The sequence below is a fragment of the Superficieibacter sp. BNK-5 genome, assembly GCF_047456055.1.
In the GTDB taxonomy this organism is placed as follows: domain Bacteria; phylum Pseudomonadota; class Gammaproteobacteria; order Enterobacterales; family Enterobacteriaceae; genus Superficieibacter.
The window spans coordinates 2488651-2502574 of record NZ_CP179893.1 but is presented as its reverse complement, the minus strand read 5'-3'; the positions used below and the strand labels follow the sequence as shown (position 1 = coordinate 2502574).

The following is a 13924-nucleotide window of genomic DNA, read 5'->3' as shown; positions in this document are numbered from 1 at the left end:
TTGAGAAGCGTGTTTATTCTTGTTCGGCGAATCCGCCAGCCGTTTCGTTCGAAAGTCCGTAAAAAGACGTTTAAACGCAAACTCGTTTGTAAACGCTGCACGTCAGGCTTGCGAAAAAATACGGTGGTGCTAATGTGAGCGCTCCTAATCCAGATAAGTCTGATTTCGGGTCTCTTTTGCCGTTCTGGCAATGTGGTAACGTTTATCAAGGAACAAGCAGTATGCGCATAATCGCATTTTTTCTTGCGATGCTTCTGATGCCGTGTGTCTCTTTTGCCGGCCTGACCGGTTCAGCAGCGCCGGTGAACAAAGAGTATAAGCAGCAGTTAATGGGGTCGCCGGTTTACATCCAGATCTTTAAAGAAGAGCGCACCCTCGATCTCTACGTCAAGATGGGCGAGAAGTATCAGCTCCTTGATAGCTACAACATCTGCAAGTATTCCGGCGGGCTGGGACCTAAGCAGCGTCAGGGCGACTTCAAGAGTCCTGAAGGGTTCTACACCGTACAACGTAGCCAGCTAAAACCCGACAGTCGCTTCTATAAAGCCATTAACATTGGTTTTCCGAACGCTTACGATCGCGTGCACGGTTATGAAGGCAAGTATCTGATGATCCACGGAAACTGCGTGTCTATCGGCTGCTATGCTATGACCGATTCCGGCATTGATGAGATCTTCCAGTTTGTTACCGGAGCGCTGGTGTTTGGTCAGCCGGTGGTGCAGGTCAGCATCTATCCGTTCCGCATGACCGATGCCAATATGCAGCGGCATAAGTATTCCGCCTATAGCGATTTCTGGAAGCAATTGAAACCCGGCTACGATTACTTTGCGCTGACTCAGCAGCCGCCAATGGTGTCTGTCGTTGATGGCCGCTACGTGGTCAGCAAGCCACTGAGCCACGAGATTGTGCATCCGCAGTTGGCGTCAAACTACTCGCTCACCGAGGCAAAATAACGCCCACTCGCCTGGCATAATCTTTTGCCAGGTTTCATTGCCCGTTAAGGGCTGAGTCGCGATCACGGAGACCACATCGTTCGGTGTGGTTTCCCGCTGAAAATCAATTTCCATATCCTGATCGATAAGCGTTGCCAGCCCAAACGGCGCGCGACGGGTGATCCAGTACAAATTCGTCGAGCAGAATGCCATCACATAACGCCCGTCTGACAGTAGCATGTTAAAAACGCCCTTCTGACGCATTTCTCCGGCAAGACTCGCAATATATTTAAATACCGCCAGCATGTTGCCTGGCGTGCGCGGATAGCGCTGAGTCAGTTTGTGCAGCAGCCAGCAAAATGCTTTCTCGCTGTCGGTCTCACCCACCGGACGAAACATCCCCGTTTCAAGCGATTTATACCCCGTCATCTGCCCGTTGTGCGCGTAGGTCCAGTTGCGTCCCCACAGCTCGCGGGTAAAGGGGTGCGTGTTTTCCAGCGCCACTTCACCCCGGTTGGCCTGCCGAATATGCGCTACCACGGAGCAGGACTTAATCGGATAGTCCTGCACCAGTCTGGCGATCGGTGAGTTAAAGCTCGGTTGCGGATCTTTGAATGTACGACAACCTTTGCCTTCGTAAAAGGTAATGCCCCAGCCGTCTTTATGCGGCCCGGTGCCTCCCCCGCGCTGTACAAGCCCGGTAAAACTAAAGCAGATATCAGTTGGCACATTCGCGCTCATCCCGAGCAATTCACACATAGCTCACCTCATACAACAGTGCGGGTCGCCCCGCAACATCAGGCTTTAACCATCTCTTTTTCGATCAGCTGGATCAGGATATGAATGACTTTGATATGGATTTCCTGAATGCGATCGGCATAACCAAAATGCGGCACGCGAATTTCAATATCCGCCGTTCCTGCCATCTTACCGCCGTCTTTCCCGGTCAGGGTAATCACTTTCATTCCCTTCTCGCGAGCGGCTTCAATAGCCTTAATGATGTTCGCAGAGTTACCGGAAGTAGAAATCCCCAGCAGCACATCGCCTTCACGCCCCACTGCTTCAACGTAGCGGGAGAAAATATAATCATAGCCAAAATCGTTGCTCACGCAGGAGATGTGGCTGACGTCGGAAATGGCGATCGCCGGGTAGCCCGGACGGTTTTCACGGTAACGTCCCGTCAGCTCTTCCGCAAAGTGCATCGCATCGCAATGAGAGCCGCCGTTGCCGCAGGAGAGCACTTTTCCGCCCGCCTTGAAGCTGTCGGCCAGCAGCACTGCCGCGCGCTGCACCGCGTGAATATTGGCTTCATCTTTCAGAAAGTTAGCCAGCGTTTCCGCCGCTTCGTTCAATTCATTACGAATCAGATCCTGGTACATGAGGATATCCTTCAGCTTTTATAAAAATGACACTATGCAGTGTACCCAATCGCACCAGAAGCGGGAAGCAGAAGCCGGTGCGATTCCCGTCTGTTTTGATTTTCCGTGCGCTGAAAAACGGCAACAATGTGAGCGAGGTTGTAATTATATTGTAAATACATTGATAAAAAAAATAACATCCACTACAACCATATCATCACAAGTGGTCAGACCTCCTACAAGCCAGGGAGCTTTTCTTTATGATGATTTTGAGTATTGTTGCAACCGTTGTGCTGATCGGCGCGCTGTTCTATCACCGGGTCAGCTTAGTGCTAAGCAGCCTGATTTTACTCGTATGGACGGCGGCAATTGGCGCGGCTGGCATCTGGTCTCTATGGATGCTGCTGCCGGTGGCGTTGATTCTGTTGCCGTTTAACCTGAAACCGGTACGCAAATCAATGATTTCCGTTCCGGCATTCCGCAGTTTCCGTAAAGTGATGCCGCCAATGTCGCGAACGGAAAAAGAGGCGATTGACGCGGGGACAACCTGGTGGGAAGGCGATTTGTTCCGCGGCACGCCGGACTGGAAAAAGCTGCACAACTATCCGCAGCCGCATCTGACCGCAGAGGAACAGGCTTTTATTGATGGCCCGACGGAAGAAGCCTGTCGTATGGCGAATGATTTCGAGATCACGCATGAACTGGCCGACCTGCCGCCGGAACTGTGGGCGTTTCTGAAAGAGCATCGCTTCTTCGCGATGATTATCAAGAAAGAGTACGGCGGTCTGGAATTCTCCGCTTATGCACAATCTCGTGTGCTGCAAAAATTGTCAGGCGTTTCCGGGATCCTGGCCATTACCGTCGGGGTACCAAACTCTTTAGGGCCGGGCGAGCTGTTACAGCATTACGGTACTGAAGAGCAAAAAAATCATTACCTGCCGCGTCTGGCCCGTGGCCAGGAGATCCCTTGCTTTGCGCTGACCAGCCCGGAAGCTGGCTCCGATGCGGGTGCCATTCCTGATACCGGCGTCGTCTGTATGGGCGACTGGCAGGGCGAGCAGGTGCTGGGTATGCGCCTGACCTGGAACAAGCGCTACATTACACTAGCCCCTATCGCTACCGTACTGGGTCTGGCCTTTAAGTTAACCGATCCGGATAAACTGCTGGGCGGCGAAGAGAACCTCGGTATCACCTGCGCGCTGATCCCCACCACCACGCCGGGCGTTGAGATTGGTCGCCGTCACTTCCCGCTGAACGTGCCGTTCCAAAACGGGCCAACCCGCGGTCAGGACGTGTTTGTCCCGATTGATTACATCATTGGCGGGCCAAAAATGGCCGGTCAGGGCTGGCGTATGCTGGTTGAGTGTCTGTCCGTTGGACGCGGGATCACCCTGCCTTCCAACTCGACGGGCGGCCTGAAGTCAGCGGCGATGGCGACCGGTGCTTACGCCCATATTCGCCGTCAGTTCAAAGTCTCCATCGGCAAAATGGAAGGTATCGAAGAGCCGCTGGCACGTATCGCCGGTAACGCCTATGTCATGGATGCGGCGGCGTCGCTGATTACTTACGGCATTATGCTGGGTGAAAAACCCGCCGTGCTGTCTGCTATCGTGAAGTACCACTGCACCCATCGCGGACAGCGCTCGATTATTGACGCTATGGATATCACCGGCGGTAAAGGCATTATGCTGGGCGAAGGCAACTTCCTGGCGCGTGCCTATCAGGGCGCACCGATTGCGATTACCGTTGAAGGCGCGAATATCCTGACCCGCAGCATGATGATCTTCGGTCAGGGGGCGATCCGCTGCCATCCTTACGTGCTGGATGAGATGGCCGCCGCGCAGAATAACGATGCCGACGCGTTTGATACTCTGCTGTTTAAACATATCGGCCATGTCGGTTCTAACGTGATGCGGAGTTTCTGGCTGGGGCTGACGCGTGGGCTTACCAGCGCGTCGCCGGCGCAGGATGCGACTAAACGTTATTACCAGCATATTAACCGTCTGAGCGCCAACCTGGCCTTGCTGTCAGATGTGTCAATGGCGGTACTGGGCGGTAGCCTGAAGCGTCGCGAGCGCATTTCCGCCCGCCTGGGCGACGTACTTAGCCAGCTTTACCTCGCTTCCGCTGTACTGAAACGTTATGACGATGAAGGTCGCCACGAAGCGGATCTGCCGCTGGTGCACTGGGGCGTGCAGGATGCGCTGAATCAGGCTGAAATCGCCATCGGCGAACTGCTGCGCAACTTCCCGAATCGCGCGGTGGCCGGGCTGCTGGGCGCGACGATTTTCCCGACAGGTCGCCACTATGATGCGCCATCCGATAAGCTGGATCATAAAGTTGCCCAGATCCTGCAAACGCCGTGCGCTACCCGTGCACGTATCGGTCGCGGTCAGTATCTGACGCCGGACGAGCATAATCCGGTAGGGCTGCTGGAAGCGGCGCTGCGCGATGTGATGGCCGCCGATCCCATCCACCAGCGCATCTGTAAAGAGCTGGGTAAAAATCTGCCATTTACCCGTCTGGACGAACTGGCGAAAAATGCGCTGTCTAAAGGGCTTATCAATCAGGATGAGGCCGAGTTGCTGAACAAGGCGGAAGAGAGCCGCTTGCGCAGCATTAATGTGGATGATTTTGAGCCTGATGCGCTGGCGACTAAGCCGGTAAAAAAGCCGCCGGTGAAGTTGCGTAAGCCTGAAGCGGCATAACGTTCACTCACTTATCAGCCCCGCTCAGGCGGGGTTTTTTATTTTTTATGCCATGCTAGAGTGACTGGATGCTGTAAAACGAGGAGTACGATCGTGCCTGGCCTGAAAATTACCCTGTTGCAACAACCGCTGGTCTGGATGGACGGTCCGGCTAACCTGCGCCATTTCGATCGCCAACTGGAAGGGATCGCCGGGCGCGATATCATTGTGCTGCCGGAGATGTTTACCACCGGGTTTGCGATGGAGGCCGCGCAGCAATCGCTGGCGCAGGATGACGTGCTGGCCTGGATGCATACTAAAGCTCAACAAACTAACGCGCTGATTGCCGGTAGTGCCGCATTGCAAAGCGAACGCGGCCCGGTGAACCGCTTCCTGCTGGTGGAGCCGGACGGGAAAGTTCACTATTACGATAAGCGCCATTTGTTCCGCATGGCGGAGGAACATCGTCATTATGAAGCGGGCAGCGAGCGCGTTATTTTTGAATGGCGAGGCTGGCGGATCTTGCCGTTGGTCTGCTATGACCTGCGCTTCCCGCTGTGGTCACGCAACCGTAATGATTACGATCTGGCGCTGTATGTCGCCAACTGGCCCGCGCCGCGTTCCCTGCACTGGCAGGCGCTGCTGGTAGCGCGCGCCATTGAGAACCAGGCGTATGTCGCAGGCTGTAACCGCGTCGGCACCGATGGTAACGGCCACCATTATCGTGGGGATAGCCGGGTGATCACCCCACAGGGTGAGATCCTCGCCACCGCTGAGCCACATCAGGCAACGCGGATTGACGCCGAGCTGTCGCTGACGGCGCTGAAGGAGTATCGGGAGAAGTTTCCTGCCTGGCAGGATGCGGACCCGTTTAGCCTTGGGTGAGTCAAAAATGCCGGGTGGCGGCTTCGCCTTACCCGGCCTACGGACGCATAAAAAACCTATTACATCAGCAACTTATGAAAATTCGTAGGCCCGGTAAGCGCAGCGCCACCGGGCATTAGCGTCAGCTGACCAGCGCCTGACCATCTTTGCGGCTTTCGGACGCCGCCACGTAGTGCCCTTCCGGCATCCGGTAAATCACCTGCGCACCGCCGAAGTTATAATCCTGTAACGGATCTTCCACCGTAATCTGATGCCCACGTTCACGCAGCCCGGCAATGACGTTGCGGCTGAAGGTCGATTCGACAATCACTTCTCTCCCCTGCACCACACGCCAGCGCGGCGCGTCAATCGCCGCCTGCGGATTTTGCCCGTGCAGCATAATGCGCAACGCCATTTGCATATGCCCCTGCGCCTGCATCGGTCCGCCCATCACGCCAAACGACATCAGTGGTTTACCGTCGCCGCCCATTGCAAAACCCGGAATGATAGTGTGGAACGGTCGCTTGCTGCCCGCCAGCGCGTTCGGATGATTCGGGTCGAGTACAAAACCGCAGCCGCGGTTTTGCAGGCTGATGCCTGTATCCGGCACCACGACGCCGGAACCAAAGCCCATAAAGTTTGACTGAATAAACGACACCATCATGCCGCTGGCATCGGCGGTAGAGACATACACCGTCCCACTTTGCGTCGGCGAACCGTAGGTGAAATCAGAGGCGCGATCCGGGTCGATCAGCGCGGCACGGGATTTCAGATAGGCGTCGCTGAGCAGCTCTTTGGCGGCAAACTCCATGTGCACTTCGTCCGCCACGTAGCGATCGAGATCCGCCAGCGCCAGTTTCATCGCCTCAATGGAAAGATGCAGCGACTGCACCGAGTCCGGATCGTAGCGGCCGATATCGCACTGCTCCAGGATCCCGAGCGCGATCAGCGTGGCGATCCCCTGCCCGTTCGGCGGCAGTTCCTGCACCGATCCGCCAGCAAAATCGCGCGACAACAGTTCGACCCAGTCGACGCGATGATCTGCCAGATCTTGTGCCGTCAGGTGCGCGCCATGCTCATGCGCAAAAGCAGCAATTTTCTGCGCCAGTTCGCCACGATAAAATGCTTCACCTTTGGTTTGCGCAATCAGTTCAAGGGTTTTCGCCTGCGCCGGGTTACGGAAAATTTCCCCGATGCGCGGCGCACGCCCTTCCGGGGCAAAGCAGGCGCTGAAGCCCGGCTGATCTTTCAGTTTGTTATAGCCGCGCTGCCACAGATGACCGATCAGCGGCGATACCGGAAAGCCGTTACGGGCATAGTCAATCGCAGGCTGCGCCAGGGTAGTCAGCGGCAGCGTGCCAAAACGCTCCGCCAGCGCTACCCAGCCGGAGACCGCGCCAGGTACGGTTACCGCGTCCCAGCCGATTTCCGGCACCGCCGTTTTACCGGCAAACAGGTCGGCATGCCAGCTCGCCGGTGAACGCCCGGAGGCATTCAGGCCGTGCAGCTTTTCCCCATCCCAGATAATCGCGAACGCATCGCTGCCGATACCACAGCCTGTCGGCTCTACCACCGTGAGCGCCATCGCCGTGGCGATAGCCGCATCCACCGCATTGCCGCCCAGTTGCAGCATTCGCATCCCGGCCTGTGCCGCCAGCGGCTGAGACGTCGCCACGGCATTATGACCGAACATCGGCGGGCGTCGTGAAGCGTAACCGGTAGAAAAATCAAGCGCTTTGGTCATCATGACTCCTTAGTCGTGGCGCGGATCGAGCGCGTCGCGCAGCCCGTCGCCGAGTAGATTAAAGCCCTGCACCGCCAGGAAAATGGCAACGCCGGGGAAAACGGACATCCACGGTGCCTGTTCGAGAAATCCTTTCGCCGTATTAAGCATGGACCCCCACGAGGGGTTGGGCGGTTGCTGTCCCAGCCCTAAAAAAGAGAGACTGGCTTCGGCGATGATGGCTGAGGCAATCGCCAGTGTGGCCTGCACGAGGATCGGCGACATCACATTCGGCAATACGTATTTCACGATGATCCAGCGGTCCGGCAGGCCGATGGCCCGCGCGCCGTCGATATACTCTTCGTTACGGATCGCGATCACCTGCCCACGCGTCAGACGGGCGAAGATCGGCATGGCGGAAAGTCCGATAGCGATCATCGCATTGCTCAGGCTCGGCCCGAGAAATGCGCCCAGGGCGATGGCCATGATCAAAAAGGGACAAGCCAGCAGCGCCTCAATAAAACGCGAGATCACCCCGTCCCAGATCCCCTGGAAATAGCCCGCCACCAGCCCGAGAGGCACGCCGATGACGACCGCGATGATCACCGACACGCAGCCCGCCATTAGCGAGGTACGCGCGCCCCAGATAATGCGCGAGAGAATATCGCGCCCCAGTTCATCCGTGCCGAACCAGTAAAGCTCTGACGGCGGTTTACGCACCGTCAGGAAGTTAGCTTTGACCGGATCGAACGGGGCGATCCACGGTGCCAGCAGCGCAATCAGCACGAAGATACCGACCACAATCGCGCCGATCATCGCGCTTTTATTGGCGAGGAATTTTTTCAGCACCCGGTTTTGCGCGCGCGGTGTTGTCAGCGCCACGTTTTGCGTTGTGAGTTCCGCCATAATTAGCCTCGCATTTTCGGGTTGATAAGCACGTAAAGCACATCCGCCAGCAGGTTGAGCAACAAGAAGCCAATGGCCACAATCAGCACTACACCCTGCACCACCGCATAATCACGGTTAAAAACGGAATCGACGATCATCTTGCCGAAGCCCGGAATGGTGAAAACCTGTTCGGTTAACACCGCGCCGCCCAACAACTCACCAAACAGCAAAGTGGTCAGGGTGATTACCGGCACCAGCGCGTTGCGGAAGGCGTGCTTTAAAATCACTGCTTTTGGCAGCAGCCCTTTTGCCCGCGCGGTGCGGATGTAATCAGCTTTCAGCACCGCAATCATTGAGGCGCGGGTATGACGCATCAGGGTTGCCGCCAATCCTGTCCCCAGCACCGATGCCGGAAGCAGCAGCGTGCGCAGGTTTTGCAGCGGATCTTCGCTAAACGGCACATAGCCTGACGCAGGTAACCACTGCAAATTCACGGAAAACACCAGGATCAGCAGGATCCCTAACCAGAAATGCGGTATTGAGATCCCCGAGATCGCCACAAAGTTAGCCCCGTGATCGACCCAGCTATTTTTGTTGACCGCCGCGAGGATCCCCATGCTGATACCGAACACCAGCGCGATGATCATCGCCAGCAGCGACAGTTCCACCGTCACCGGCAGTTTGCTGGCAATAAGCTGCGTCACCGGCTCGTGGGTGCGCAATGACGAACCGAGGTCACCCTGCAGCGCACGGGTCAGCCAGTTGTAGTACTGCACCGGTATCGGCGCGTCCAGGTTCAGCTCCGCACGAAGCTGGGCAATGACCGCCGGGTCACGCTCCTCACCCGCCATGGCGATCAGCGGATCGCCGGGCAGCAGTTTTTGCAGGCCGAAGACCATCATGCTCACCAGCAATAAGGTGGGGATTGCCAGCAACAGCCGTTTGCAAATCAGTTCCAGCATGGTTTCTCCTCGCGCCGGTTATTGCGCCAGCGTCAGACCCGCTACACGCACAATGCCGTCCGGGTAAGGTTTAAAGCCCTGCACTTTTTTATTCAGGCCAAAAATGCGCGGTTCAAAGTAGAGATAAGCAATCGGCATATCGGTTTGCAGTTGTTTCACCACCTTGTCGTACAGCGGCTGGCGCACGGCCGGATCGTTGCTCAGGCGCGCCTGGGCCAGCCATTCGTCAACCTGCGCATTGCTGTATCGGCCATCGTTGAGGGTGCCTTTGCTGTTAATAAAGCTGTAGATGCTGCCGTCCGGATCCGGGCGACCAGACCAGCCGGAGAAACTCAGTTGATAATCACCGCTCTGCTGACGGTCGAGCAGCGTGGCGAATTCGGTCATTTGCAGGTTAAGGGTAAAGCCAGCTTCGCCGACCATCGCCTGCAATACCTGGCCGACTTGCTGTGATGTCGGGTTGTTCGGCACCAGCAGGTTAACCTTCAGTGGCGTGGTCACGCCGGCCGCTTTCAGCAGCGCCTGCGCTTTTTCCACATTACGTTGCGGCACCGGCACTTTTACGTGATAAGGGCTTACCGGCGAGAACGCCTGGTTTGATGGCGTGTATAACCCTTCAAACACCACTTGATTCAGCGCGTCACGGTCGATTGCCAGCGAAAAGGCTTCGCGCACGCGGGCATCTTTAAACGGATCGATAGCCGGAACCTTGCCGTTATTGATATTGAAGGTAATGCCTTGATAGCCGAGGCCGGTGACTTTGGCGAGCGCCAGTTTACTGTCCGCCTCAACGGTTTTTACGTCGCTGGCGGCAATGCCTTCGGTGAGATCCAGATCGCCCGCGCGCAGGTTAGCCAGCCGCACCGAGGCATCCGGGATCGGCAGATAGATAATTTTGTCGAAGTGATACGCGCCTTTGTTCCAGTAATTATCGAAACGGCTTAGTACGATGCGATCCTGAGACACGCGGCTGTCAAATTTGTACGGACCGGAGCAGACCGGATGGGCGGCAAAGTCAGGTTTTTTGGCAGCTTCCGGTGCCAGCATCGCCCCGGCGCGATCGGTCAACTGCATCAGCAGTGCGGCGTCCGGCGTTTTCAGATGCAGGACGATTTGCGTCGGGCTGGTCACTTCCACCGATTCGATAGAGGAGATTTCACTTTTGCGCAGCGAACCTTTTAGCGTTAATGCCCGGTCGAGGTTGTATTTGGCCGCCGCCGCATCAAATTTCTCGCCGTCGTGGAACGTCACCCCTTCACGCAGGTTCATGGTCAGGGTTTTGCCGTCGTCGCTCCACGCCCAGTCTTTCGCCAGGCCCGGCACCACTTTCAGATTTTCATCCACGTCCACCAGCCGATCACACAGCGAGGCGAAGACAAATCGGCCATAGTAGGTCCGCGCCAGATGTGGATCGAGCATATCCGGATCTGCACCCAGACCAATTCGCAGCACATTATCTGCCTGTGCAGGCAGCGCCGCGCCAAGCAACATAACGCTTCCCAGTACGGTCAAAAGAGAGTTACGCATTGTCATTATCATGAGTTCCTTGCTGGAAGAGAGGAGTGGGTTGCCGCCTGTTCAAACAGCGCGCGGCGACGTAAAAAGGCGGCAGAGGGCGGCGCAATCTGGATCACGCTGCGATCGCGGTTAAGCTCCTGCCAGCGGTGGCAGGCAATTTGCCGTCCACCCTTCAGAACCTGATTAATGGGTTCAATCTGGCGGCATTGATCGGTCACGTAGGGACAGCGTGTATGAAAGCGGCATCCGCTGGGTGGACTGGCCGGATTCGGCAAATCACCTTGTAACAGCGGCGCATCGCGCTGCATACCCGGCTGCATTTGCGGCGCGGAGGCAATCAGCGCCTGGGTATAAGGGTGCAGCGGCGCATCAAAAATTTCATCGACGGTGGCAAGCTCCACAATTTGCCCGAGATACATCACCGCCACGCGGTCGCTCATGTGGCGGATCACCGCCAGACCGTGAGCAACAATAATCATTGTCAGACCAAGCTGATGTTTCAGGCTTTCCAGCAGGTTGACCACCTGCGCCTGAACCGAGACGTCCAGCGCCGAGACCGGCTCGTCACCCAGTAGCAGCTTTGGCCCGGACGCCAGGGCGCGGGCAATGCCGATGCGCTGTCGCTGCCCGCCAGAGAATTCATGCGGAAAGCGGTCAGCCCATGCGGCGGGCAACCCGACGGTTTTCAAGAGTTCGGCCACCTGATAGCGACGGTCGGACTTGTTCATGTTCTGATGCAGCCACAGCGGCTCGCCGACGATTTGTTCTACCGTCATGCGCGGATTCAGCGAGGCGAAGGGATCCTGAAAAATGATTTGCAGCTCACGCCGCAGCTGATTCAGGCGTGCGCCGGTGGCGCTGGTGATCTCTTCACCCTGATAAAAGACCCGTCCTTCGCTGGCGGCCAGAAGACGAAGCAACAGGCGACCGAGCGTCGATTTACCCGAACCGGACTCGCCGACAATGGCCAGGGTTTCTCCCGGCATCACGGCGAGCGAAACGCGGTCGACCGCCGTCACATAACGCGCCGGGGTAAACAGTTTTTTCGGCCCCGGAAAGCGTTTGCTCAGGTCGCGGGCTTCAAGGATCGGTATAGTCATGCGATTTCTCCCAGCGCGATATGCTGTTCCAGCGGCGCACGGAAACAGGCGACCTGATGATTCGTGCCCATTGTCTGTAAGGAAGGTTTATGCTCATGGCAGCGGGTTTGCGCAAAAGGACAGCGGGTGGCAAAACGACAGCCCTGCGGCATTGCTTCGGGTAGCGGTACGGAACCGGGTATGGTTGAAAGCTGCCCTTTGCGTGCGCCAAGAGACGGGATCGAGCCCATCAGACCGATGGTATAAGGATGCTGCGGATCGGCAAAAATGGCCTCGACGCTCCCCTGCTCCACCACCTGCCCGGCGTACATCACCGCTACCTGCTGCGCCACTTCGGCGACCACGCCTAAATCATGGGTGATCATCAGAACTGCCGTGCCGGTCTCTTCCTTAAGGGTATTTAACAGAGCGAGGATCTGGGCCTGAATCGTCACGTCCAGCGCGGTTGTGGGCTCATCGGCAATTAACAGACGAGGGTGATTGATCAGCGCCATGGCGATCATCACACGCTGGCGCATCCCGCCCGAGAGCTGGTGCGGATACGCTTTCAGGCGCATTTCAGCCGCCGGGATCTGCACTTTTTCCAGAATTTGCAGGGCAATCGCCATTGCTTCAGTACGGCCAATATTCTGATGACGCATCACCGCTTCGCTCAGCTGATCGCCAAGCGTAAAGGCGGGGTTCAGCGAGGTCATCGGCTCCTGAAAAATCATCGCCAGTTCGCGTCCGCGAAGATCGGCATATTCACGGGGGGAGAGTTTACGCAGGTCGTGACGGCGGAACTGCATGTCGCCACTGACAATCTGTGCGCTGGCAGGCAGCAGCCCCATCAGCGCCAGCGAGGTAATACTTTTTCCGCAGCCGGACTCGCCTACCAGCGCCAGCGTTTCTCCCGCCTCGACGGTCAGGGAAATGCCATCCAGCACGCTGACCGGCGAACCGGCAAATTTGACGTTAAGGTTTTGCAGGCGCAGTACGGGTTTGGACTCCTTAAAGGGGATCGTCGTCATAGCGTGATATCGTCCTCAAGGTGAATGGCCTGGATCAGGGCATTTTGCAGGGAGAGCAGATGTTCGCGCATCGCGGCCGCCGCCTCGTTGGGCTGACGTTGAACGATCGCATTGATAATGTCGTGATGATGGGAGTTATAGTGATCGACACGTTCGGGCGTCCGCGCCAGTTCACGCAGATGCTGCCAGGCAGGTTCACGACGCACAGCATCAATGGCGTCAAAAAGCCCCAGCAGCAGGCGATTTCCGGCGGCCTCGGCAATAGCCCGGTGAAAAGCACTGTCCCACAATTCGTTGAGATCGCGGTCGTCCGGGCTGACCTTATTAATACGTTCCAGCATGCGCTGCATCAGCGCGAGGTTTTCCCTGGTGGCGCGTAACGCCGCAAGACGGGCTAAGCCGGGTTCGAGTTGCAGGCGAGCTTCCATAATTTCCAGCAGGTTGGTTTGCTGCACCAGTCCCTGAAGCGCCAGCGGCTCTACCGGAGCAGCAGGACCGATAAATGTCCCCTTCCCCTGCTTGCGCCAGATGCGGCCCTCTTCTTCCAGCACGTCCAGCGCACGGCGAACTTCGCGTCGCCCCACGCCGAGTATTTCCGCCATCTCACGCTCGGTGGGAAGCGGAACGCCTGGTGTTGACTCATGCTGGTTGATCAGCCCGCGCAGTTGTTCAAGCGCGGTGCTGGAATTTGCCAGAAACCGTGACGGTTTTTCCATATTGGTTCGCCTGCTCTCATCATTGCTTTATTTTTATTAACAATAAGTTATTAGTATGGATGTTTACTTATCGCTCTAATGAATAAGCAATTTACGAACCAATAACGTATTGGTTCGGGAGTTTTTTGGATTTTTTGGGTAAGGGGTTGATTACGGGAAGGTTATT

The 13924-nt window shown here is 56.7% G+C and carries 12 protein-coding genes; 3 read left to right on the top strand and 9 right to left on the bottom strand.

All coding sequences use genetic code 11. The features are described 5' to 3' along the window. Positions 1-221 precede the first annotated feature (221 nt). A complete protein-coding gene (gene dpaA / locus ACMGGS_RS11935) occupies positions 222-953 on the top strand; it encodes a peptidoglycan meso-diaminopimelic acid protein amidase (RefSeq protein WP_414162835.1) in 732 nt (243 codons plus the stop codon). On the opposite strand, the gene ACMGGS_RS11930 is transcribed toward dpaA, so the two are convergent. After that, positions 924-1691 carry a class II glutamine amidotransferase gene (locus ACMGGS_RS11930; protein ID WP_414162834.1) on the bottom strand — a complete coding sequence of 256 codons (768 nt, stop codon included), beginning with the start codon at positions 1689-1691 and terminating at the stop codon, positions 924-926. The two genes, dpaA and ACMGGS_RS11930, sit on opposite strands and share 30 nt — an antisense overlap. A gap of 38 nt (positions 1692-1729) precedes the next feature. Continuing rightward, positions 1730-2311 carry a D-sedoheptulose 7-phosphate isomerase gene (lpcA, locus tag ACMGGS_RS11925; RefSeq protein ID WP_176916876.1) on the bottom strand — a complete coding sequence of 194 codons (582 nt, stop codon included), beginning with the start codon at positions 2309-2311 and terminating at the stop codon, positions 1730-1732. Positions 2312-2550: 239 nt separating this feature from the next. Between lpcA and fadE the strand changes: the two genes are divergently transcribed. Next, positions 2551-4998, top strand: a complete 2448-nt coding sequence (gene fadE / locus ACMGGS_RS11920) for an acyl-CoA dehydrogenase FadE (protein WP_414162833.1) — start codon at positions 2551-2553, stop codon at positions 4996-4998. 93 nt (positions 4999-5091) lie between these two features. After that, positions 5092-5862 (top strand): amidohydrolase, encoded by a 771-nt coding sequence (locus ACMGGS_RS11915; RefSeq protein WP_414162832.1) that lies wholly within the window; start codon positions 5092-5094, stop codon positions 5860-5862. 121 nt (positions 5863-5983) lie between these two features. On the opposite strand, the gene ACMGGS_RS11910 is transcribed toward ACMGGS_RS11915, so the two are convergent. Genes ACMGGS_RS11910 through ACMGGS_RS11880 form a run of 7 tightly spaced genes read right to left on the bottom strand, consistent with a single transcriptional unit; the run spans position 5984 to position 13758 of the window. Then, positions 5984-7585: a gamma-glutamyltransferase family protein gene (locus ACMGGS_RS11910; protein WP_414166255.1), complete on the bottom strand. Its 1602-nt coding sequence runs from the start codon at positions 7583-7585 to the stop codon at positions 5984-5986. 9 nt (positions 7586-7594) lie between these two features. Then, entirely contained in the window at positions 7595-8470 is an 876-nt protein-coding gene (locus tag ACMGGS_RS11905) for an ABC transporter permease (RefSeq protein WP_414162831.1), read from the bottom strand. Between the two features lie 2 nt (positions 8471-8472). Next, positions 8473-9414 carry an ABC transporter permease gene (locus ACMGGS_RS11900; RefSeq protein ID WP_176916880.1) on the bottom strand — a complete coding sequence of 314 codons (942 nt, stop codon included), beginning with the start codon at positions 9412-9414 and terminating at the stop codon, positions 8473-8475. 18 nt (positions 9415-9432) lie between these two features. Next, positions 9433-10947 (bottom strand): ABC transporter substrate-binding protein, encoded by a 1515-nt coding sequence (locus tag ACMGGS_RS11895; protein ID WP_414162830.1) that lies wholly within the window; start codon positions 10945-10947, stop codon positions 9433-9435. A gap of 2 nt (positions 10948-10949) precedes the next feature. After that, positions 10950-12032, bottom strand: coding sequence for an ABC transporter ATP-binding protein (locus ACMGGS_RS11890; RefSeq protein WP_414162829.1), 1083 nt, complete (start codon positions 12030-12032; stop codon positions 10950-10952). Then, the gene (locus ACMGGS_RS11885; RefSeq protein ID WP_414162828.1) at positions 12029-13042 is read right to left on the bottom strand and encodes an ABC transporter ATP-binding protein; all 1014 of its coding nucleotides are present in this window, start codon (positions 13040-13042) and stop codon (positions 12029-12031) included. The genes ACMGGS_RS11890 and ACMGGS_RS11885 overlap by 4 nt, the downstream gene beginning before the upstream one ends. Further along, positions 13039-13758: a FadR/GntR family transcriptional regulator gene (locus tag ACMGGS_RS11880; RefSeq protein ID WP_414162827.1), complete on the bottom strand. Its 720-nt coding sequence runs from the start codon at positions 13756-13758 to the stop codon at positions 13039-13041. Before ACMGGS_RS11880 ends, ACMGGS_RS11885 begins: the two co-directional genes overlap by 4 nt. Positions 13759-13924: the final 166 nt, after the last annotated feature.